The sequence below is a fragment of the Desulfogranum aggregans genome (genome assembly GCF_055398265.1).
Window position 1 is genome coordinate 3,923,521 of sequence record NZ_AP042447.1, and the last position, 19,968, is coordinate 3,943,488.

22 protein-coding genes are annotated in these 19,968 nt (G+C 53.1%); 7 read left to right on the forward strand and 15 right to left on the reverse strand.

The genetic code is table 11. From position 1 onward, the window contains the following. Positions 1-6 precede the first annotated feature (6 nt). From ilvN to ACZ52Z_RS17290, 5 genes are all read right to left on the reverse strand, one after another. Positions 7-477, reverse strand: coding sequence for an acetolactate synthase small subunit (gene ilvN / locus ACZ52Z_RS17270; protein WP_464268017.1), 471 nt, complete (start codon positions 475-477; stop codon positions 7-9). Further along, positions 474-2,243 (reverse strand): biosynthetic-type acetolactate synthase large subunit, encoded by a 1,770-nt coding sequence (ilvB, locus tag ACZ52Z_RS17275; RefSeq protein ID WP_464268018.1) that lies wholly within the window; start codon positions 2,241-2,243, stop codon positions 474-476. The genes ilvN and ilvB overlap by 4 nt, the downstream gene beginning before the upstream one ends. 300 nt (positions 2,244-2,543) lie before the next feature. Then, positions 2,544-3,389 (reverse strand): metal ABC transporter permease, encoded by an 846-nt coding sequence (locus ACZ52Z_RS17280; RefSeq protein ID WP_464268019.1) that lies wholly within the window; start codon positions 3,387-3,389, stop codon positions 2,544-2,546. Beyond that, on the reverse strand, positions 3,382-4,164 hold the full coding sequence (locus ACZ52Z_RS17285; protein WP_464268020.1) for a metal ABC transporter ATP-binding protein: 783 nt from the start codon (positions 4,162-4,164) through the stop codon (positions 3,382-3,384). Before ACZ52Z_RS17285 ends, ACZ52Z_RS17280 begins: the two co-directional genes overlap by 8 nt. A gap of 494 nt (positions 4,165-4,658) precedes the next feature. Next, positions 4,659-4,976: a hypothetical protein gene (locus ACZ52Z_RS17290; protein WP_464268021.1), complete on the reverse strand. Its 318-nt coding sequence runs from the start codon at positions 4,974-4,976 to the stop codon at positions 4,659-4,661. Positions 4,977-5,180: 204 nt separating this feature from the next. Here ACZ52Z_RS17290 and ACZ52Z_RS17295 point away from each other — a divergent pair, with 204 nt between their 5' ends. Beyond that, on the forward strand, positions 5,181-5,339 hold the full coding sequence (locus ACZ52Z_RS17295; protein ID WP_464268022.1) for a hypothetical protein: 159 nt from the start codon (positions 5,181-5,183) through the stop codon (positions 5,337-5,339). A gap of 91 nt (positions 5,340-5,430) precedes the next feature. Here ACZ52Z_RS17295 and ACZ52Z_RS17300 read toward each other — a convergent pair whose 3' ends face one another. Together ACZ52Z_RS17300 and ACZ52Z_RS17305 are read right to left on the reverse strand one after the other, a co-directional pair. Beyond that, positions 5,431-6,099, reverse strand: coding sequence for a hypothetical protein (locus ACZ52Z_RS17300; protein WP_464268023.1), 669 nt, complete (start codon positions 6,097-6,099; stop codon positions 5,431-5,433). Positions 6,100-6,350: 251 nt separating this feature from the next. Next, positions 6,351-6,539, reverse strand: a complete 189-nt coding sequence (locus ACZ52Z_RS17305) for a hypothetical protein (protein ID WP_464268024.1) — start codon at positions 6,537-6,539, stop codon at positions 6,351-6,353. 357 nt (positions 6,540-6,896) lie between these two features. Here ACZ52Z_RS17305 and ACZ52Z_RS17310 point away from each other — a divergent pair, with 357 nt between their 5' ends. Then, entirely contained in the window at positions 6,897-8,858 is a 1,962-nt protein-coding gene (locus tag ACZ52Z_RS17310) for a pyruvate kinase (protein WP_464268025.1), read from the forward strand. A gap of 146 nt (positions 8,859-9,004) precedes the next feature. Here ACZ52Z_RS17310 and ACZ52Z_RS17315 read toward each other — a convergent pair whose 3' ends face one another. Continuing rightward, positions 9,005-9,211, reverse strand: coding sequence for a hypothetical protein (locus tag ACZ52Z_RS17315; protein WP_464268026.1), 207 nt, complete (start codon positions 9,209-9,211; stop codon positions 9,005-9,007). A 225-nt stretch (positions 9,212-9,436) separates the two neighbouring features. Between ACZ52Z_RS17315 and ACZ52Z_RS17320 the strand changes: the two genes are divergently transcribed. Continuing rightward, positions 9,437-9,730, forward strand: coding sequence for a hypothetical protein (locus tag ACZ52Z_RS17320; protein WP_464268027.1), 294 nt, complete (start codon positions 9,437-9,439; stop codon positions 9,728-9,730). 47 nt (positions 9,731-9,777) lie between these two features. On the opposite strand, the gene phnF is transcribed toward ACZ52Z_RS17320, so the two are convergent. Continuing rightward, complete coding sequence (phnF, locus tag ACZ52Z_RS17325) at positions 9,778-10,542, reverse strand: phosphonate metabolism transcriptional regulator PhnF (protein WP_464268028.1); 765 nt, start codon at positions 10,540-10,542, stop codon at positions 9,778-9,780. 621 nt (positions 10,543-11,163) lie between these two features. Between phnF and phnC the strand changes: the two genes are divergently transcribed. From phnC to phnE (ACZ52Z_RS17345), 4 genes are all read left to right on the forward strand, one after another. Then, positions 11,164-11,988, forward strand: coding sequence for a phosphonate ABC transporter ATP-binding protein (phnC, locus tag ACZ52Z_RS17330; RefSeq protein WP_464268029.1), 825 nt, complete (start codon positions 11,164-11,166; stop codon positions 11,986-11,988). A 64-nt stretch (positions 11,989-12,052) separates the two neighbouring features. Then, entirely contained in the window at positions 12,053-12,964 is a 912-nt protein-coding gene (gene phnD / locus ACZ52Z_RS17335) for a phosphonate ABC transporter substrate-binding protein (RefSeq protein ID WP_464268030.1), read from the forward strand. A gap of 73 nt (positions 12,965-13,037) precedes the next feature. Then, entirely contained in the window at positions 13,038-13,892 is an 855-nt protein-coding gene (phnE, locus tag ACZ52Z_RS17340) for a phosphonate ABC transporter, permease protein PhnE (RefSeq protein WP_464268031.1), read from the forward strand. Then, the gene (gene phnE, locus ACZ52Z_RS17345) at positions 13,889-15,238 is read left to right on the forward strand and encodes a phosphonate ABC transporter, permease protein PhnE (RefSeq protein WP_464268032.1); all 1,350 of its coding nucleotides are present in this window, start codon (positions 13,889-13,891) and stop codon (positions 15,236-15,238) included. Before phnE (ACZ52Z_RS17340) ends, phnE (ACZ52Z_RS17345) begins: the two co-directional genes overlap by 4 nt. 7 nt (positions 15,239-15,245) lie before the next feature. On the opposite strand, the gene ACZ52Z_RS17350 is transcribed toward phnE (ACZ52Z_RS17345), so the two are convergent. From ACZ52Z_RS17350 to phnL, 6 genes are read right to left on the reverse strand one after another with little or no spacing between them, the layout of a single operon-like run. After that, the gene (locus ACZ52Z_RS17350) at positions 15,246-16,127 is read right to left on the reverse strand and encodes an endonuclease/exonuclease/phosphatase family protein (RefSeq protein WP_464268033.1); all 882 of its coding nucleotides are present in this window, start codon (positions 16,125-16,127) and stop codon (positions 15,246-15,248) included. 57 nt (positions 16,128-16,184) lie between these two features. Next, positions 16,185-16,871 (reverse strand): DUF1045 domain-containing protein, encoded by a 687-nt coding sequence (locus ACZ52Z_RS17355; RefSeq protein ID WP_464268034.1) that lies wholly within the window; start codon positions 16,869-16,871, stop codon positions 16,185-16,187. Between the two features lie 58 nt (positions 16,872-16,929). Beyond that, positions 16,930-17,463 carry a phosphonate metabolism protein/1,5-bisphosphokinase (PRPP-forming) PhnN gene (locus tag ACZ52Z_RS17360; RefSeq protein ID WP_464268035.1) on the reverse strand — a complete coding sequence of 178 codons (534 nt, stop codon included), beginning with the start codon at positions 17,461-17,463 and terminating at the stop codon, positions 16,930-16,932. Further along, a complete protein-coding gene (locus ACZ52Z_RS17365; RefSeq protein WP_464268036.1) occupies positions 17,454-18,074 on the reverse strand; it encodes a DapH/DapD/GlmU-related protein in 621 nt (206 codons plus the stop codon). The genes ACZ52Z_RS17360 and ACZ52Z_RS17365 overlap by 10 nt, the downstream gene beginning before the upstream one ends. Before the next feature lie 14 nt (positions 18,075-18,088). Beyond that, positions 18,089-19,252 carry an alpha-D-ribose 1-methylphosphonate 5-triphosphate diphosphatase gene (locus ACZ52Z_RS17370; RefSeq protein WP_464268037.1) on the reverse strand — a complete coding sequence of 388 codons (1,164 nt, stop codon included), beginning with the start codon at positions 19,250-19,252 and terminating at the stop codon, positions 18,089-18,091. Continuing rightward, the gene (gene phnL, locus ACZ52Z_RS17375; protein WP_464268038.1) at positions 19,249-19,959 is read right to left on the reverse strand and encodes a phosphonate C-P lyase system protein PhnL; all 711 of its coding nucleotides are present in this window, start codon (positions 19,957-19,959) and stop codon (positions 19,249-19,251) included. The genes ACZ52Z_RS17370 and phnL overlap by 4 nt, the downstream gene beginning before the upstream one ends. Positions 19,960-19,968 lie beyond the last annotated feature (9 nt).

Below are 19,968 nucleotides of genomic sequence, written 5' to 3' on the forward strand. Positions count from 1 at the left end.
AGCCTGCTATTTTTCCATGGCCGTAACCCCGGTGCGGGCTATTTCGATGATAAATTCCCTGCCGACCTCGTCGAGAAAGGAGTCGATTTGACGGGTTGAACCGGCGACCTGCAGGATGTGGGTGTCTTCGCTTTTCTTTTCGAGCACTTCAAAATTATACCGACCGTGAAAACTCTCCAGGTGCTGGCCGTCGACCTCCAGCTTGACGATAGCCACTTCACGCCAGTAGCTGTGGTCGGTATCCAGCTCCTTTGCCGAGATGACTTCGGTGAACTTCTGCAGTTGCTTGATGATCTGATGTACTTTGGCCTGGTCGTTTTCTCTGAGGGTAATGGTCATCCGGCTGATACCAGGGACCCGTGAACTGCACACGGTGAGAGTGTCCACATTGTACATTTTTTTGCGGATCAACATGGAGACCTTGTTGAGCACTCCCGGCCGGTCCAGCATGAAGGCAAGTATGGCACGTCGGATCATGATTCTTCTCCTGGGTTTTCGTTGGCGGGAGATACTGCTTTTTTGGGGTGCTGGGTGATCATATCCTCAAACCCTCCGCCCGAGGGAATCATCGGCAGGATGACCTCTGCCGGGTCGCAGACGAACTCGATCATTATCGCTCCACGGTGGTCAATGGCCTGCTGGAGAGCCGGTTCAATGTCCTCGGGCTGTTCGACCTTCACGTAGGGGATGCCGTACCCCTGGACGATACAGCCAAAGTCGGGGCTGTGCATGGGCGTACCGGCATAGCGACCGTCATAAAACAGGGTCTGCCATTGCCGAACCATACCCAGGTAGCCGTTATTGAACAGAAGGATCTTCAGGTCGATTTGTTGTTCCATGATCGTTCCCAGTTCCTGCAAGTTCATCTGGAAACCGCCATCACCGCTGATGGACCACACCCGCTCGTTGGGTCGCGCCAATTTGACCCCAATGGCCATGGGCAAAGAGCAGCCCATGGTACCGGCGCCGCCTGAGGCAAACCAGCTGTTCCTGGTCTGGTAATTGTAAAATCGGGCGGTCATCATCTGGTGCTGGCCCACATCCGGAACGATGATATCCTTGCCCTCGGTCAACTCGGAAAGCTGGTGAACAATGGATTTCATCAGGAGCTTTCCGGAGTCACCCACACAGCTTTCGATTTCCTGCTGCAGGTCTTCGGCCATGATTTGCCGGTAAGCGGCAATTTTCCCAAACCACCGCTTTCTGGGCTTGTAGGTCAGCATCGGGTCTCCGATGAGTACTTTCAGGGTGGGGAAAACATCGGCATTGATAGCCACGGTGGTTGGGACGTTTTTGTCGATTTCCGAGGAGTCGATATCCACATGGATGACATCGGCGTTCTGTGCATATTCATTGAGCTTGCCGGTGACCCGATCGTCAAAGCGCATGCCGAGACTGATCAGCAGGTCTGACTCCATGATGGCGCGGTTGGCTTCCACCGTCCCATGCATGCCCATCATGCCCAGGCTTAAAGGATGGTCAGCAGGTACTGCTGACAGGCCATGAAAGGTAAACGCAATGGGAATATTGACCTTTTCAGCAAATTGCTGGAGCAGTTTTCCGGCGTTGCTGCTGATAACCCCGTGACCGCAGAAGAGCACTGGGCGTTCGCTGCGGTTGATGAGTTTCATTGCCCGCTCCATGGCTTCCCGCTCAGGCAGGGGATGGTAATCGAAGCCCGGCAGATCGGGATGAAAGGCCGTGGCATCGAAATGATAGTCCTCTCCCACCTGCTGATCCTGCACGTCTTTTGGGATATCAATCAGCACCGGACCAGTGCGTCCGGTGGCTGCCACATAAAAAGCCTCATGGACTGTAGGTTCCACATCCTCGGCATTCAGGGGCATGTAGGTCTGTTTACAGATGGGCATCATCACTCCGACCACGTCACTTTCCTGAAAGGCATCAGTGGCAATGACGCCGGTCGCTACCTGACCGGTAACAGCAATCACCGGGATGGAATCCATGTAGGCATCGGCGATGCCGGTAGTGAGGTTCATGGCTCCCGGTCCTGAGGTGGCCATGCACACTCCAATCTGCGGGCTATCAGTGGAGAGAGAAGCCCTGGAGAGGCCCTGAGCCATAAAAGCGGCCCCCTGTTCATGGCGTGACATGATGAACCGAAAATCACCGAGCTTGTCCATCTCGTCAAAGAGCGGCATGATCGCGCCACCGGTATAGCCGAATATATATTTAACGCCCTTTGTCTTGAGGGCTTCTAACATCTTCTTTTTTCCTGTCATTCTGTCCTCGCGTTCATTAGGAAAAGAGTAACACTGCCGGGGCTGAGGATTGGGCAGGGAAGTGAAAAGGGGTCGGGTGTAAGACCTCGACCAGGCGGTTCACTCCTCCACTTGCTCTCCGTGTTTTCACGCATTTTTTCGAGCAATCTATCATTATAACCATTCTTTTTGGTAGAAACACCCGCCATTGCGCTCAGAGGCGATTTTTTTGGCTGTTTTTGTGCTCGGGCAAGGAAAAACCCCTGCAACCGGGAGGTGCCAGCAGCTTAAGCCCGTGCGGAACACGTGAGCGGGTAGGGGTTAAAGGCTGCGGTGGGACCTGCGCCAGACAAATCGATGTTTAGCAGCAATAAGACGGTCGACCAGCAGGGAGCAAAGGAACCCGCTGCCGGAAACCATGATGATTACGGCACCTGAAGTGAGGTCATAGGTGTAGGAACACCAGAGTCCGGTGGTGATAAAGATGGCTCCAAGGAGCGTGGACAAGACCATCATCTGCGCCAGGGAGGTGGTATATTTTTCCGAAATATAGGGGGGGATGGTCAGCAGGGCGATGACAAGGATCAGGCCGACAACCTGGACGATCATCACCACTGCCAGTGAAACCATGCCGATGAGCAGGAAATAGAGGGGTTTGACCGGTACCCCTTGCACGGAGGCATATTCCTCATCATAGGACATGACCAGCAGATCACGGTAAAAATAGATCACCATAAACAGGATGGTACATGCAAGCAGGGACATAATGACCAGGTCAGAGCCGGGTACGCTGAGAATGGAACCGAAGAGATAGCTCATCAGGTCGACATTATACCCCGGAGTCAGATCCAGCATGATGATGCCAGTGGCCATTCCCACAGCCCACATTACGCCGATAATGGTATCGGCCCGCTGTTTGGCTTTCATGGTGACAACGGCCATAAGCAACCCTGAGAACATGGCAAAAGAAGTCGCTCCTGCCATGTAGGGCAAACCCAGGAACGCGGAAAGGCCGATCCCGCCGTAGGCACTGTGGGCAATACCGCCGGAAAGAAAGACCAGGCGGTTGACCACGATCAATGTGCCGATGACCCCGCAAATGACACTGGCGAGTAATCCGGCTGCCAGGGCATTTCGCATAAACTCAAACTGCAGCGCATCAAGCATGAGGGGTACTCCGTTTATCGTGACGGTGAGTCTGTTGGGCAACCAGGCTAACCGGGCAGGTTTCCTCAACCGAGCAGGAGTAAAAGGCCTCAAGCAGGTCCCCGGAAGAATGGAAGGCCTGATGGTAGTGCATTCTCCGATTCAGACAGATAATCGATTTGGCATACGAGGAAACGATCATGATGTCATGGCTCACCATGATGATGGTTACCTCCTTGTTGAGCACCTGCAGGAGTTCATAAAATTCCGTTTGGCCCTTGGTGTCGATGGAAGCCGTCGGTTCATCAAGAATCAGTAGCTCCGGTCGAGATACCAGCGCGCGGGCGATAAGGATCCGTTGTCTTTCCCCACCGGAGAGCGAGGCGATTTTCCTGGGAGCCAAATTACTTACCCCTAATTTTTCCAGGGCTTGCTGTGCTGCCTGTCGATTCTTTTTTTTGTTGTTGAAGCGAAAACGAGCCTGTCCTCGCGGTAACCCCATCTGGACCACATCCAGAGCGGTTGCCGGAAAACTGAGATTGTTATTAACGTGTTGCGGTACGTAACCAATGCTGGCACGGTGTTTACCCGGGTCAAAACCGTTAACCCGAATCGTACCTCGCGAGGGGGGGAGCAGGCCAAGCATAAGCTTCAACAGGGTGGTTTTTCCGCCGCCGTTTGGGCCGATAATTGCTATGAAGTCGCCGCGTCGAACCGTGAGGTTGATATCGTGCAAGGTATCACGGCCGTTGCGGGTGTAGCACATGTGCTCTATTTCGATCAGGGGAGCGTCCATGGAAAATTCGAATAAGGTAAACTGTATGCCGGAAACGATACAGTGCACGAGCAAAGACCGTGTCGGTAATATTTACTGAAAAGCCGGCTTTCTCCTTGCCTCCGTGCTGGAGACGGGAAGCTCGGTTGATATTCGTCCGAAGGGTCTGTCAGCGAAGGGTGCCTGATGTGCGTGGAGGAGATAATTGACCACAGCGCATTCCATTGTAACCGCAGCTAAAATTAGTGCAACGTTATTGCACATGGTCGTAATTGGCAAGCTGTTTTCGTTGGTGAGAGAGAGGGAGCGGGAAAGGTTGTCCGGCGCACTACCAGACAGTGGGTGTCATGAGCGGGCAGAAACGTTTTTGGAGGGGAAATTGTGTAATGTGTCCAGTACGGGAGCATGAGCGATGGGCAATGCCCCAGATATTGTTGCACTGCCCTGGCCTGCAGTATGGCACCGAGGGTGCTGTGTCGACATCACTCTCGTTTCCCGGGTTTCGTCCAGGGAAGCTACCCTTTTTTCTCGCTGTCATCAGCCAGGGTGCCGGACTCTGCAGCCTTTGGCGGGTGTACATCTGCATTTTTTTTCTTGAACCCACCTTTTTTGGTCTGTTTTTTCAGACCGAGCGAGTCAATGAGCGAGTGATAGTCCATTTGGTTTTTGTGCATTTCGGCAAAACATGTGGCAATGACGGCGATGGTGTTGGGTATGTCGCCTTTCTTCTTGTACGATTGGATATTTTTGTCACTCACCTTGATGAGTTTGCAGAATTTGGGAAGGGTGATTTCCGCGTCCAGCAACATTTTTTTGAATTCTATGAAAGTCATCGGCAAAACCTGTTCGAGCTCTATGGGTCGGGTAGTGGTTAGAACCTGTAGCGGTGTTAAGTAATAAAATATGGTTAAAAGCCATAAAAATAATTTGACGCCGGTCTCAGGCCTTGGTAAAGGGTGGGTATAAAATATAACCATGGGTTATATTAATGGTCTTTTGATGAGGCTGCCAGATAAAATCTGAGAATGGAGGAAACCATGGCAAAAGACAAGAAAAAAAAGCTGGATAAGAAAAAAGCGAAAAAGAAAGAGCTGAAGAAAGGTAAAAAGAAGGATCTGAAAAAAAGCAAGAAGAAAGACCTGAAGAAAGGCAAAAAGAAAGCTGTAAAAAAAGGGAAAAAAGCGAAGAAGAAATAATCGCTCCTTCGTAGGAGCTATATGGGGCTGCCGCTAAATGCGGGAGCCCCTGTTTATTTCCGATCTATAGTGGGACTGCAGCGCAGTGCGTTCAGTCCTCAGCAATCTTCCCCGTAGCGCAATAGCAGGTATACCGCTCCTTTTTTGCTGACCAGCGGTAATAATGGATAGTGCCGAGTTCCGCATTCTCGATCAGGTTCAACACGCTGAGGATTTTTTTCTTTTTCGAGAGGTTGGTGTTGGGGATTTTGTTGTAGAAGAGGGCCCAGGCAACCACCGCATCCTTCCAGTATACCTCTTCAGAGGCCGTAACAAACAGGTGCTTTGGCGGCTGAAACCCCTTGTTCAGCTTTTTTCGTTTCTGAAATTTTTCCGTTAAGCGCTGTTCCTTTGCCTCACAGGCCGAAATAATCAGCAGCTTTTCTCCTTTATAAATCGATTTTTTGGTGCAGATAGGCTCAAGTGCGTCCAGGAGTTCGTTCCAGCTGGTCAAGTCTTGCCCAAACCACAGACCGTCCTCTTCACCATGGCTGGAAATATGGATACAGATGGGCAGGTCCGGATTATCCGACCCGTCGTGTTCCCGATCGATGCTCGAGATATACCGGCAGACGGTCGCAAGGTCTTTTTTTGATTTTGGCTGAAAGCTGATGACTTCATGGCCAACGAGCCTGCAGATCTGTTCTAGACTCTTCCCTTCGTTTCTTCCCTGGAGCAGGTCTATGGGATTGGGACATTCAATAATAAAAACGCGCATCATATCTGTTGGGATGGGGTGGAGAATAGGGGCAATCCGCCCCTTGGTTATGTTTATCTTTCAATCAGTGACATGCAAAAAACGGAAAGGCCCAGGGCGGCTTGATGAGGTCTCTTTATTCACTCCACTTGGGGTGCATGTCACAGCCGTAGGCCATTGGCAGAAGAAGGGAGACCTCTCGCTGTCGTTGAGTGAGCACTTTCCCTTTAGTGGAGGTATTCCATTGTCTGCAATGCCAGAGGAGCTGTCACCAGTTACCAATGGGTAAAGAGGTCCGCCAGCAGGGACCACTCTTCGTCGCGAATGCTCATGTGGAAATGAAACAGGATCGCAAAGAATATTCTCTGCTCCTGCCTGAGGGCGCAGGACGGGTATTGCTGTACTGTCGGTATCAAGGCCTTTGCCAGGCTTTTTTTTCCTAGAGATGGCGTGACGTGGTCCATCAGAGTCCCGGATCGGTAACTCGCAGTTGTGCGAGTCCGGTTTCGTACTGTTCGGTTCCCTCGTGCCTGATGGATACCTGCTTGGAGAACCTGTATACTTTCACCAATAGGATACCCGATTTTTCGGGGAAAGGGGAGATGCAACCGTATTGTAATCAATTCTAAACAGTGTGCTAAAGAACCTCGGTCAAGCTACGCTAGCGGATATATCACTGGGAGAGAGGGCCAAAGCGCGGGCGGCATATCGGGAAGAATTCGATAGCCTCCTGGTTGACGGCAGCTTTGTCGCCGCATACTGTGCAAATGGGTGCTACGCCTTTCAGGCATAAATCTGAACGCATGCCGGAGTTATTGCCCATGTCTACTAAAGATTTTTCCTTTCCTGGCAGGCAGCCACAAGGTCTTGCCGGGCAACAGGGGTGGCAGAGCGATGAGGTCGATACGCTCATTGCTCAACTGCACCAGATTCGCAGCGCCATGCTGCAGCTTGAGGCGGACTTTGCCGACCACCTGCACCATATCCCCTCTGTCAGAAAAGCAAGCGCCAGAAACTTACTCCACTATATCGCTCTGCGTTGCCGCGACATCCGAACACTGCAACTCGAGCTTGTAGGTCGCGGACTCTCTTCTTTGGGACGCTGCGAATCGCACGTTATTTCCAGTGTGGAGAGTGTACTCTCCGTGCTTCAGCAGGTGGCGGGAAAGGAGGTAGACCTGCTCACCCGGGCCCAGAAGCCTGTTTCGCTCAGCAGCGGCAGAAGACTGATGGAGCAGAATACCAGACAGTTGCTGGGTGGCCAGACCGGATATTCCGGACCAGTGATCATGGTAACCATGCCTTCGGCAGCGGCAGAGGACTACACCCTTGTTCGTGACCTTGTCGCGGCCGGGATGGGCGCTATGCGAATAAATTGTGCCCATGATGACGAGGCCGCCTGGGGCAGCATGATCGATCATCTCCACCGGGCAACAGCGGATCTGGGTCGAGAATGCAGGGTGGCCATGGACCTGGGAGGGCCCAAAATTCGTACCGGGCAGATGAAGCCGGGGCCAAGGGTCGTACGGTGGCATCCCCATCGAGATGCATATGGTCGCGTCACCGAGCCAGCTCGTATCTGGATTAGTTTTGCAGGACAGCCCGATAGTACCGGAATGCCCAACCAGGGGCCGGCCGACGCTGTGCTGCAGGCAGCAGGTGAAACATGGCATCAGGTAGGTCCCGGAGATGTGCTGTACTTTGCCGATGCTGGAGGACGTCAGCGAAAAATTACCATAACCCGGCGAACCGAATTCGGGCTGTGGGCCGAATCACGGCAGACAACCTATGTGACCCCTGATACCGTGCTCTCTCCAGTTGACGGCCATGAGAGAGCCTGTTCATCTGATGCCTCGCACAGATTCGGGGAGATAGCATCAAAAGAGCCCTTTCTCGTCCTGCGTAAAGGTGACCGACTTATTCTCACCGGCCCGGAAACCCCGGGGTGCCCGGCCAGTTATGATGCCCACGGCAAATTGCTGCATCATGCTACTATAGGATGCACCCTCCCCGAGATTTTCCCGGATGTACGCCAAGGACAACGCATTCTTTTTAATGATGGCAAGATCGGAGGCACAGTGGTGAGTGCAGGAAGGCATCGCCTGGTGGTTGAGATTGCCCATGCCAAGCAACAGGGGACCAAACTGCGTGCGGATAAAGGCATTAACCTGCCGGATACGGACCTGCAGCTGCCCGCACTTACTGCCAAGGATCGACAGGATCTCGCCTTCATCACCAGGCATGCCGATATGGTCAATTATTCATTTGTGCGGCGGCCGATGGATCTGGAAAACCTTTACGATGCGCTTGAGCGTGTACAGGGGCAGGGCTTGGGGGTGGTCCTTAAAATTGAAAATCGTCAGGCGTTTGAACAGTTGCCCATGCTGCTCCTTACGGCAATGCAGCGTGATGCACCGTCCGGGGTGATGATCGCCCGGGGCGATCTGGCGGTTGAATGCGGATGGGAAAGGATGGCTGAACTACAGGAAGAGATCCTGTGGATGTGTGAAGCTGCCCACATGCCGGTTATCTGGGCAACCCAGGTACTGGAGGGATTGGCCAAGAAAGGCCTGCCCAGCAGAGCGGAAATAACCGATGCCGCCATGGGGGCGCGTGCGGAATGCGTTATGCTCAATAAAGGCCCTAATATCGTTGATACCGTCTGCAGCCTGCGTGATATCCTAAGCAGAATGCAGGAGCACCAGGTCAAGAAACGACCGATGTTTCGCCGCCTGGAGGTGGTGGACAACCTGCTTGGCCTGCTCCGAGACACGGAACGTTAAATATTTCTGTGGAGCAGATAACTTCTGGAAAGGGAAGGCTATTGCTTTCTGGCCGTCCTTCTTCCCCACCTCCCACTGTGTCACCAGGTGAATTTACTGTGCCATCGGTTCATGCGTAACTCTACGCACGCTGTCATTGCTTCTGGTCAATACCATACATTGACCGGAAAAACAGGCCTGATCCATGGCGCTCCGGGGATGAGGGTCGGGGTCGGTCGGTCAGGGTCAGGTAACGGGTGACTCGCGGGTGGTTGTCTTTTCTGTAAAGCGGTGTGTGATTTCTGTGTGGCTTGATGGGAGAGGGAGGCGTTATCCGCCTCCATTACGCCCATTTTTTCTTGTCGGTTCATCATCTTCGATTGCTCCCGTTCGGCAGGTGAGTGGAGAGAGTGACTGGATTGTGTATTTCTTTCTACCAGCGCCTTGTTTGAAAAATATTAGATTTTGTTGATAATATCTTTTTCCTGTGCAGGTAAGCTCTGGCAAGCGGGTTGCGTGAGCAGCTGGTGAGCCTTATTGTAGGAGGGGGAAAAGGGCTGGACTGCCCGTAGATTTTGTCTGTTTTCGGAGGAAAGAGAGTGAAGGCCAATCCTGATGCGACCAGTGATACCCGACAATATCTGCAGTATCTCGAAAATCATCCGGACGTACTCCGCAACCAGCCCCGAGTGGCGATGAGCCGAATAGTCTGGCGAAAGAAAATCCTGACCGGACGGAGCACAGCGGACCAGGTCAACCGCGAAATGGCAACCATTGTGCAGCAGTGGGAACGCTACCACCTGGAGAATGCTGCACGTCTGGGGCTGGAAATTGATATCGAAGCCTTCAAGTGGAGAAAGGGGACGCCGTTTACCCGATTGCGGAAGTTCTGAGCCATCAACGGAACCCATGCAGGCCGTTGCCTCTACAGCGGCAGTGGCTAATCCAGGTTAATTGACAACTGCACGGCCGTGCTCTTGAACCTGGTGTCTACAAACTCGATAGGCATGCCGCTACGTTCATCCACATTCAGGCTTTTTACCTGAATAACCGGGACATGGGGAGCAATCTCGAGGAGTTCGCAGTCCTTTTCGCTGGGGAGATGTGCCGAGACCAGACTCTGCGTCCTTTTGAGCCGGGTACCGTAGCGGTCAAAAATAAACTGGTGCAGGGAGCCGCCATTGTATTGCCTGATGGCATCATAGACTTTTTCGAACACCAGGAAGGTGCTGCCAATGGAAAATGGGGCACCATCCATGTACCCCAGGATTTCCAGCAGGATAACCGGATCTCCCTCAGTGATCTGCAGCTTTTCCGCCACCTCGGCGGGAGCCGGAATGCCGATTTTTTTTAACACCTTGTTGTGCGCCTTTCTGCCGCATTTTTCCAGCGTCTCCGTGTAACGGGTATACCTGTGAATTGGGTACTGTACCGGGCGGTGGAGAACAATGGTGCCCTTGCCCTTGATTTTTTGCACCATACCCACGGATACCAGTACTTCAAGTGCCAGCCGCAAGGTGTGCTTGCTCACGTTGAGCTGCGCTATGAGTTCGTTCTCCGAAGGGAGGCGTTCCCCAGGCTTGAGAGCACCCAGGAATTCGTTCTGGATTCGTGTGCTGAGCTTGATGGAAGAGAGGGTCTCTTCCCGCTGTTTTTCTCTGATTGGTTCGCTCACTTGCTTGTCCGCTGTTGCTTTGGTGTTCACCTGCCATGAGACTACTCCTCTACCACGACCCTGTTAGGATAGGGTTAGGGTTGTTTTTGCGTTTCAGCAGGGCGTCCGGTTTCCAGCATTGCTTATTTTCCTTTCTGGCCAATAGATCTTTCCGCGGGGGCTACGTTACACCTCACTCGCGGTAGGGTAGTCCAGCTACGTGACTAGTGCTTTGCCCTGCGAAAGAATTGTATCGATGAGGTAATCCGCGCAAAGCAGGGGAAAAGGGGAGTGCTCGGGTAAACCTATCCGCTTGCTTTGCTCGCAGGTTGGGGGGAGCTGGCTGATTGTCTTCCATCTGCTCATCAGTATCGTTATCTCTTTTTCGTGTCCAACGCCTCTGCCGCTTTCCTGAACTGGTGACGCCCCACCCCCCGGGCGCGTCATTGGGAAACTCCCGTCCCTTCAAGGCTCCCGTGCCCTTTTGTTCTCCATGGGCTGCATTCGCCCAAATTAATATTCACAATGACGCATTTCTAATAACAACCTAACGGTAAGGGAAAATAGGTGGCGTATGTTGCGTCCTACATTGAGCAGGGATTGGCTCAGGTAGCTGAATACATAAAGAACAAATACTGAGCTGCATTGTTCACAGACCGAGAGGGAGCATATATGCTGATAGAGCAACTCACAAAAAAATTCGGACCGGTCACCGCCGTTGACAGCATTGACCTGGATGCCTCTACCCCCCAGATGATAGGGGTTATAGGGCCGTCAGGTGCTGGCAAGTCAACGTTTCTCCGAATGATTAATCGTCTCACTCCGGCCACCAGCGGTCAAGTCATCGTCAGCGGGAAAGACATCCTCGAACTCAAAGGCGCTGAAAAGCGAGCATGGCAGCGCGACTGCGCCATGATATTTCAGCAATTCAATCTTGTTCCTCGGTTGGATGTGGTGACCAACGTGATGCTTGGAGGATTGAACCGGCACAGTATCCTGAAAAGTCTGTTCAATATATTTGGCCAGGAAGAAATTGATCGTGCTTTCTCCGCTCTTGAACGGCTGGGTATTGCCGAGCAGGCGCTCAAGCGCGCCGATAACCTTTCCGGTGGGCAGCAACAGCGTGTTGCTATCGCGCGCGCGCTTGCTCAGGAACCGAAAATGATTCTGGCCGATGAGCCCATTGCCTCACTAGATCCCTTGAGTGCCCAGGTGGTGATGCAATCGCTTCGTGAAATCAATGAGCGCGATGGGCTGCCGGTCATCTGCAATCTTCATACCCTGGATACCGCCCGTACCTATTGTGACCGCGTGGTCGGTATGCGACGGGGCAAAGTGGTATTCGACGGACTGCCCTCCGAACTCACCAGTCAGACTGTACGCGATATCTACGGTGCTGAACAACAGATTGATGAATCGATTACTTCAACCAGCATTAATGAACCAATACCACACCCTTCAGGTTTGGCTGAAGACTTGAGTTTTGCTGCAGCTTGATCAGTCTTGACAAGCCATGCAGCTTCACATACCACTGCATATTACTACTGAGGAGAGATCCACAATGAAATTCAAATCAATTGCTACCCTTGCCGTTGCAGGCGCTCTGCTTGCAGGAAATAGTTTTGCTGCCGACAGCATCACTGAGTTCCGTATTGGAGTGCTGGGCGGTGAAAATGCCTCTGATCGACTGCGCAGCAACGAGTGCCTGCGGGCAAAGACTGAAGAACTGCTCGGGGTAAAAACCAAGCTGTTTGCCCCTGCTGACTATAACGGCGTAATTGAGGGGTTGCTCGGAGGAAATCTGGATATGGCCTGGCTGGGTGCTTCCGGTTATGCCAAAGTATACCTGACCAATCCTGATGTTGTGGAGCCTGTGTTGACCAAGATCAATGAAGATGGATCTTTTGGGTATTATTCCATCGGCTTTACCCGGAAGGATAGCGGTATCAGCAACCTTGACGACATGAAAGGCAAGGTCTTCGGTTTTGGTGATCCGAATTCAACCTCCGGGTATCTTATTCCTTCCATCGAAATTCCTGCCCAGGGCTATGCTATGAAGCCGGCCGCCTATTTTAAGGATGTCGTCTTTACCGGTGGCCATGAGCAGACGATCATCGCCGTTGCCAACGGCGATATCGATGCCGGCGTCAGCTGGGCTGACGGTCTGGGGGAATGGGAAGATGGCTACAACAGCGGAGCGTTTCGCAAAGCTGCCGATGCCGGCCTTGTTGATATGACCCAGCTCAAAGAGATCTGGCGCTCGGAGGTGATTCCTGAAGGTCCGATTGTACTCCGCAAGGACCTGCCTGAAGAGGTGAAATTGAAGATGGTCGCCATGCTGGCGAGCCTGCCTTCAACGGATGCTGAATGCGCTTACGGGTTCATGGCCGGAAAAATCAAGGCCATCGCACCCATCGCCCACGAAGATTACCAAGTTATCATTGAAGCACGCAAGCGCAAGAACAAGAAGTAATCATCCCATGACCGGTCGGGCCGTAGCAGCGCACGGCCCGACACCTTTTCTCTAGGATTTCCCCCTGCTTTTCATGAACGATAGACTGCGTAAAGACGCCATAGCTCTGGAAAAACGCCGCGGACTCTATTCCACGGTGGTGGTTCTCCTGTGCGGAACCCTGATTGTCTCCGGCTTTATTCAGGCCAACGCCATGAATTCGGGACATTTTACCGAAGGCCTGCGTAAATTCTTTGATTACCCCAAAGAGATCATCGTGGAGGCCTGGCAATCGGGTGCGGATTTTCCGCTCCTTCTGTACCGCTTTCTGCCGGCATTGATTGAGACCATCAATATAGCGGCGGTAGCGACACTGTTGGGTGGCCTTTTCGCCCTTCTCTTTGCCTTTCTTGGTGCGAATAATCTCAAGGTATGGCCACCGTTTGTCCCTCTTGCCCGGCGGGTAACCGATATTATGCGTGCCTTTCCTGAACTGATTCTGGCCCTGTTTCTTATCTTTGTTCTCGGTACCAGTCCTGTTCCGGCAATGATAGCTGTTGCCTTTCACACCGCAGGGGCACTTGGCAAACAGTTTTCCGAAGTAAATGAGAACATTGACTTACAGGCTATTGAAGGACTTGAGTCCTGCGGTGCCAACTGGTTGCAGCGAATGAAGTTTGGTGTGCTTCCCCAGGTGCTCCCCAATTACCTGAGTTATTTTATGCTCCGCTTTGAGATCAATGTGCGTGCTTCAGCGATTCTCGGTTTTGTCGGTGCCGGCGGTATCGGGACCGAACTGCGGCGCACTATCGGCTGGGGGCAGGGAGCTGGTGATGAAACGGCTGCCCTGTTTCTCCTCCTGATCCTGACCATTTTCCTTATCGACCAGATATCGTCATACTTTCGCAACCGGCTCATCACCGGGGAAATCGGGGAGGCGGGACATTGAACACCGCAACAGCAGCGCTCCCATCCGGCATGAGCGGCCGGGTGCAGGTCCTTGCCAAAATACGCAGACGGACGGTGCATACGTTTCTCCTGCTTATCGGTCTGCTAGTTTACCTGAGCTACACCTGGCTCGCTTTTGACATGACCGGGCTCATCCGAAGTGCGAAACCAGAGCGGGCAGTTCTGCTGGCCAGCGATGCCATTGCCCATAAAGTGCATGTCACGCAATCCATGCGCACTGGAGTGTTGGAGGTGGCTATAGAAGGCGAGCGTACCGCCACCTACACGACCCCGCCTAGCTGGGTGGTGGTTCAGGACCAGCACACTGCGGTGGACCTGGGCGACGGCTTTCGGGTTAAGATTAAGGACAAATCGCTACAAATGATTGTCCCGGAATATGGAACGATTCATGTTGCCTTAAACAACAAGCGGATTGAAACCGTTTTGCCTGAAGGCAAGGAGGCACCTGCGTGGCTGCGCGCCACCAGTGGAAAATTCGATGCTCGGCCAGACCTCTACAAGAGGGTGCAGATGTCCAGGGCAAAAATAGAGGTCCACCGACATTTTACCGGTTGGGAGAATTTTTTCTTTCCATTTAACTCACAACTCTCTGCACTCAGTGGCATGGAAATTCTTTCCCTTGTCCTGAGTGGAGAAAGGATTGATCCGCAACGGGCAAACTGGCGGGTTGTTTTCGATACGTTCTGGAACAATCCTGACTGGCAGCATGGAAATGTTTTTATCGCCTTGCTCGAGACCCTGCTTATGGCCATTCTGGGAACCTTTGTCGCATCGTTTGTGGCTCTGCCTGCGGCGTTTTTGGCGGCAAAGAACTTTTCCCCGTCAAAGGTGCTGCTCTTTGTTGTTCGACGAGTTTTCGACCTGTTGCGTGGCATCGACATGCTGATATGGTCGCTGATTTTTATCCGGGCTTTCGGTCTCGGTCCATTGACCGGGACACTGGCCATTGCCTTTACCGAAATAGGTGAACTTGGAAAGCTTTTTTCCGAGTCATTGGAAAATATAGATAAAAAAGAGGTGGACGGGGTACGCTCGACCGGGGCGTCAAAACCGCAGGTGTATCGTTTCGGGGTCATACCGCAGATACTTCCGCTCTTTATTTCGCAGAGTCTGTATTACCTGGAATCGAATATTCGTTCCGCCACAGTTATCGGTGCGCTTGGAGCCGGCGGGATTGGCCTGATGCTGGTTGAAACCATCAGGACTTCCCGTGACTGGGAAAATACCCTGTACCTGATTCTCCTTACCCTCCTCCTTGTTATTGCCATGGATAAATTTTCCAGCTGGCTGCGCAGAAGGCTGATCCAGGGAAACGGAAACAGGTGAGAGGTGTCTAGAGGGATGACGGCGGGAAAGGGGGTGCTCCGGCGCTCTCCTGGGGTACGAGAATGTCCACCATAACTGCCCGGTGATCTGAAGGCATCAGGCCCTCCCTGTTTCGTTGGTTGAGCACTACCCTGCCGTTCGAGCAGCGTACGGCAGCATTTCCTTCTCCCTGCAGGTGAAGGATATAATCGATTCTGCATGGAGGTTTTTCCTCTGTCCCGAAAGTGCAGCCGGGTAACCTCCCTCCGCCCTCCAGGTAGCAGTCATGAACAGAGAGCGCTGTGTTTGCCTGCAACCCGGCAAGTACTGTGCTGTCAAGCTCCTGATTCATGTCTCCACAACAGAGGGAGAGGGTCCGGCTCGGCATTCCCCATTGTGCTGTAAGGAGGCGGGAACGATGCAGCGCACTGGTGAGTTGTCGCTCACGGAGCCTGTCTTTGCCGGGGATATGGGTGAGGTGCACTGTGGTTATGGTGAGCGGAAGACCGTTCCAGTCGATGAGTGCTGTCAGCACGGTACGGTCCGGGTCGTCATCACAACATGGAAGCGGGCTCAGGTGGAAGGCAAACGGTTTGATTTTTGACAGGATGGCAAGCCCGCTATAACAGGGTAACCGGGATCCCTCAACGGATCGGGTCTTGAAGCGTCCAGGCCCGAATGTGACCTCAAGCCCCAGCTCCCGGCCGAGAGAGCCGGCTGTATCCATTGTTCCATCCTCAGTTTGCAGGGCTTCCTGCAGGCAGACAATATCCGGTTGGCAGTGCTGCAGCCCCAGGGCCATCAGCTCGACTCTTTGGGTATACTGTCCCTCTCCTTTCCAGCTATTGAGGGTGACCAAGCGGATATGCTTGTGTTGCAAGATGGCTGTTGTTGCTGGTGGAGTTGACATACCTGATACACCGTGCAGGGAAAGGGGCTTTTACGGCGGCAAAGGTTGAGGCCCATGCTAAGGGGTAAATGGAAAAAAGTGTTCCAGTTGCATCGGGCGCCCATCCTTTTCAATAAACAGGGAAATGCCATCCACCGGAATATTTTTCAGCAGGTGCGGCAGGAAATGTCGGTGGGCTTCCTCTTCAATCTGCTCGCGTTCCGTTTGCCTGTCTAGAGGAGAGGAGAGGGTGAGATGGAAGCGAAACTCCTCCATGACATACGGATAGCCCCACTGCCTGAGCAGGGCGTCCTGTCGGGGAGTGAGCCCCTTGTTGCATCTTCTTGCCAGTTCAGTTGCGCTCATCTGCGCCCTGAGCAGGTCGAATTGCTGTACCGTCTCCTGAGCGAGTTGATCCAGCTGGCTTGACCGCACGACGGGACGAAGACAGAGAAACCTTCCCATCCAGGCAATTTCCATACGCTGAAGTGTAAAGGATTTTTGTCGGCTGCAGAAATGATGCAGCATGTCAAACAGCTGGGTCGTGGATGCAGTTGTATCTAATCTGAAGGGCGCTTTCAGGGTTCCATGAAATCCGTAATGAAAGGGGGCTGCGGTTAATTGTTTCCACCGCTCCTCAGTAAGCTTGGTCGGGGTCAGTCGTGAACACTCCAGGGCGTTGTGGTCGCGACCGAGCCACGCCGCAGCAGCTTTGGCAAGAGCGGTTTCCGGTTGAGGGGCATAATACAGGGCGAATCTGCGCATGGGAGAGGTATTGAACCGTGTTCTTGAATTGATGGAAAAGGGTGACAATGCGTCAGGTTTACAGCGACCCGAGCAAAGCGATAAAATCCCGTTGTGACTGGTCAATGCCTGTCGAATTGTCAAAGGTGATCAGCTTTCGCGCATGGACAGGACGCGTTGCCCGCTGGAGGCGTTTTTCCACGTCCTCCTTCTGCTCTCTACCTCTTCCCAGCAAGCGTTTCTTGAGGAGTTCCCTGGGAGCGGTAATCTGCAGAACCGTTACATGATCATGAAATTTTTCAAAATCAGCAATAGCTCCCCTGGAGATGGAACAGAGAAGCTTTTGGTGACCGCCATTGCCGGCAAGGGCATGGCGTGGAACGCCATACGCATTGCCATGCGCTCGCCAGCAGGAGACAAAAAAACCGTTGCCTTTGAGTACATCAAAGCAGGTGCTGTCGACATAGTAGTTATCTTCATTCGCATCAGGCGGCCTGGTAATATACCTGCGAACGAAATGCAGTTCACAGGAGCCGTGAAATTGCTGCCGAGCGGCCCTGAGCAGGGTGTCCTTTCCAGAACCACTGGGACCGACCAGCAGTATCAATTGCATGTTTTTCTTCCATACAGGTGTAAAAATTTCCGGATATCGTAGAAATCATCCATGCGGGATTTCAGGGTAGCATAGTCCCAGTCCCACCAGGATATTTCCTCGAGTGCCTGCCAGATCTGCCGCGGAAATCGTTTGCTCACCGGCTTTGCCGGGACCCCGGCTGTCACCGTATAGGGCGTCACATCTTTGGTCACCACCGCACCTGCCGCCACCACCGCACCGTTGCCAATGGTAAGGCCGGGGAGAATAATTGCCCTGTGGCCAATCCAGCAGTCGTGTCCGATACGTACCCTTTGCCGTCTTCGCCAATCAAAAAATGCGCTGTTGTCCTGTGCACGAAATCCATAGAGCCTGCACCGGTAGAGAAAATGGTGCTGGCTCACCCATTCCATGGGGTGGTTTCCGGGATTGATCCTCACATCCGATGCAATATTGGTGAATTTTCCGATATCGGTGTAGATGATATCGCTTCGTTCCATGACATAGGAATAGTCGCCCAGACTGCTCTCAATAAGCTGAGCCCCTGCGGCGATCTCGGTGTATTCGCCAAGGTCGGACTCACTCACTGTTGCATCCGGGGCAATATCCGGCTTTTCTGAGAGTCGCTTCATACGGTGGGACTCCTTTACGCGGCTTTTGACATACAGAAGCAACTGTTGCCATTGTAGACCGGTATGCCCGATTTGATGGTCATGACGACCTTGGCCACATCCTCATCCTCAATGACCACCAGGTCAGCCAGTTTTCCTGGGGCGATCTCGCCCCGGTCATCGAGTCGTGCAACCTGGGCAGGGATGGAAGTGATACAGGCCAGGGCATCAGCGAGATCCCAGCCCATATCCCGGGTCATGACATAGGCGGCCTGGAGCATAGAGGTCGGGTGATAGTCTGAACAGAGGAAGTCGCACAGGCCTTGCTCCAGCAGCTCTCTGGCTGAGATGTTGCCGCTTTGGCTTCTGCCCCGCACCACGTTAGGCGCTCCCATCCCGGTTGCCATCCCCTTGGAACGGGCATAGGCTGACGTTTCACTGTTGAGCGGGAACTCCGCAATGGTGATGCCCATCTCACCCAGCAAATCTACTTTTTCGCAGCTGTCGTCATCGTGGGAGGCAAGGAGGATGGCGCGCTCTTTGGCATAGTGGATGAGCTCTTCAAGGTACTGCTGGCTGCGACTTTTTTTCTCCTGTTGCTGGGTAATGATTTCTTGTGTCCTTTCCTCTGAGAGCTTGAACACCGGAACATGGTATTTTTTCCACAGCTCCAGGGAACGGAATTGCCCCTGACCCGGGCTGTGATCCATAAAGGAGAGGATCTGCACCATGCCGCAATCAATCAATTTCTTGAGTGTGGCAAGGGAGCCGAAAGAGGTGATTTCATAGCGGGCATGAACCAGGTTGTCGATATGGAGCAGCCGCCTGTTGCAGTCGCAGACCTGTTTGATGATTTCGGCCGCGACTTCGGTGCCGCGTCGTCCAACCAATGATTCGTCGTTGAACGCGATGGCGTGGAACATGGTGGTGATCCCTGCCATGGTCAGTTTTTTATCAAGTTCCACCAGGGCGCTGTGTACAGGGAACGCTGCACCCGGTCGCGGTTCAATCTCCTGCTCCACGCTGTCGGAGTGCAGGTCGATAAAGCCGGGAGCAATGACCCTGTTGCCGAAATCGTAAGCCTCCGGACTCGCTCCGTAGGGAAGGATCTGTTCTATATAGTCATGCTCCAGGACCAAATCTGCCGCCTGGATGGTTCCACCGGTATAAACCCGCCGGGATCGAAATACCCGATTCATGCGTCCGTCCTCCTTACATTGATCGCTTGGTCTGCGATACGATCTATTTTCCGCTGATCGTGAAATATGGCGATCAGCGCGATCCCTTCCGCTTTCAGGTCTTCAAGCAGCTCCAGGACAATATCACTGCTACGTTCATCAAGGGAAGCTGTTGGTTCATCCAGCAGGATTAAATCTTTTGGGGCTATAATTCCCCGGGCGATATTTACCCGCTGCTGCTCTCCTCCGGAGAAGGTGAGAGGAGAAAGCTCAAACAGCTCCTCCCGTATGCCAAGACGCTGGAGCATACGCCTCGCCTGTTCCCGCGCCTCCTCTTCCTCCATCCCGATTTCAATAAGCGGATGGGCAACCCCGTCAAGAGCGGAGATTCTCGGCAAAATTTTTAAAAACTGGGTGACAAAGCCGATCTCCCGACGACGCAGGTCAATGATCATACTCTCCGAGCAGGAGGCCATATCGACCACACTGTCATCGCTGCGGCGAAAGAGAATTTCGCCGTGGTCGGTGAGGTAGGTTCGGAATATGGTTTTCAGTATCGATGATTTGCCCACCCCTGATGGTCCGGAGAGGGCGAGGAGTTGTCCGTTGTCGAGGGTAAAGTGTATGTCCCGAAATCCTTCAACGTGGATTCCCCCTCGGCTGTGCAGTGTGAACTGCTTGGCGAGATCTCGAACCTCGAGTCTGTGTCCGTTGATGGTCGTAGGCATGATGGATCG

Bases quoted from the DNA above. Each gene is read 5' to 3' on its own strand.
- ilvN (WP_464268017.1), bottom strand. From the start codon at position 477: ATGATCCGACGTGCCATACTTGCCTTCATGCTGGACCGGCCGGGAGTG.
- ilvB (WP_464268018.1), bottom strand. From the start codon at position 2,243: ATGACAGGAAAAAAGAAGATGTTAGAAGCCCTCAAGACAAAGGGCGTT.
- ACZ52Z_RS17280 (WP_464268019.1), bottom strand. From the start codon at position 3,389: ATGCTTGATGCGCTGCAGTTTGAGTTTATGCGAAATGCCCTGGCAGCC.
- ACZ52Z_RS17285 (WP_464268020.1), bottom strand. From the start codon at position 4,164: ATGGACGCTCCCCTGATCGAAATAGAGCACATGTGCTACACCCGCAAC.
- ACZ52Z_RS17290 (WP_464268021.1), bottom strand. From the start codon at position 4,976: ATGACTTTCATAGAATTCAAAAAAATGTTGCTGGACGCGGAAATCACC.
- ACZ52Z_RS17295 (WP_464268022.1), top strand. From the start codon at position 5,181: ATGGCAAAAGACAAGAAAAAAAAGCTGGATAAGAAAAAAGCGAAAAAG.
- ACZ52Z_RS17300 (WP_464268023.1), bottom strand. From the start codon at position 6,099: ATGATGCGCGTTTTTATTATTGAATGTCCCAATCCCATAGACCTGCTC.
- ACZ52Z_RS17305 (WP_464268024.1), bottom strand. From the start codon at position 6,539: ATGGACCACGTCACGCCATCTCTAGGAAAAAAAAGCCTGGCAAAGGCC.
- ACZ52Z_RS17310 (WP_464268025.1), top strand. From the start codon at position 6,897: ATGTCTACTAAAGATTTTTCCTTTCCTGGCAGGCAGCCACAAGGTCTT.
- ACZ52Z_RS17315 (WP_464268026.1), bottom strand. From the start codon at position 9,211: ATGATGAACCGACAAGAAAAAATGGGCGTAATGGAGGCGGATAACGCC.
- phnC (WP_464268029.1), top strand. From the start codon at position 11,164: ATGCTGATAGAGCAACTCACAAAAAAATTCGGACCGGTCACCGCCGTT.
- phnD (WP_464268030.1), top strand. From the start codon at position 12,053: ATGAAATTCAAATCAATTGCTACCCTTGCCGTTGCAGGCGCTCTGCTT.
- phnE (WP_464268031.1), top strand. From the start codon at position 13,038: ATGAACGATAGACTGCGTAAAGACGCCATAGCTCTGGAAAAACGCCGC.
- ACZ52Z_RS17350 (WP_464268033.1), bottom strand. From the start codon at position 16,127: ATGTCAACTCCACCAGCAACAACAGCCATCTTGCAACACAAGCATATC.
- ACZ52Z_RS17355 (WP_464268034.1), bottom strand. From the start codon at position 16,871: ATGCGCAGATTCGCCCTGTATTATGCCCCTCAACCGGAAACCGCTCTT.
- ACZ52Z_RS17360 (WP_464268035.1), bottom strand. From the start codon at position 17,463: ATGCAATTGATACTGCTGGTCGGTCCCAGTGGTTCTGGAAAGGACACC.
- ACZ52Z_RS17365 (WP_464268036.1), bottom strand. From the start codon at position 18,074: ATGAAGCGACTCTCAGAAAAGCCGGATATTGCCCCGGATGCAACAGTG.
- ACZ52Z_RS17370 (WP_464268037.1), bottom strand. From the start codon at position 19,252: ATGAATCGGGTATTTCGATCCCGGCGGGTTTATACCGGTGGAACCATC.
- phnL (WP_464268038.1), bottom strand. From the start codon at position 19,959: ATGCCTACGACCATCAACGGACACAGACTCGAGGTTCGAGATCTCGCC.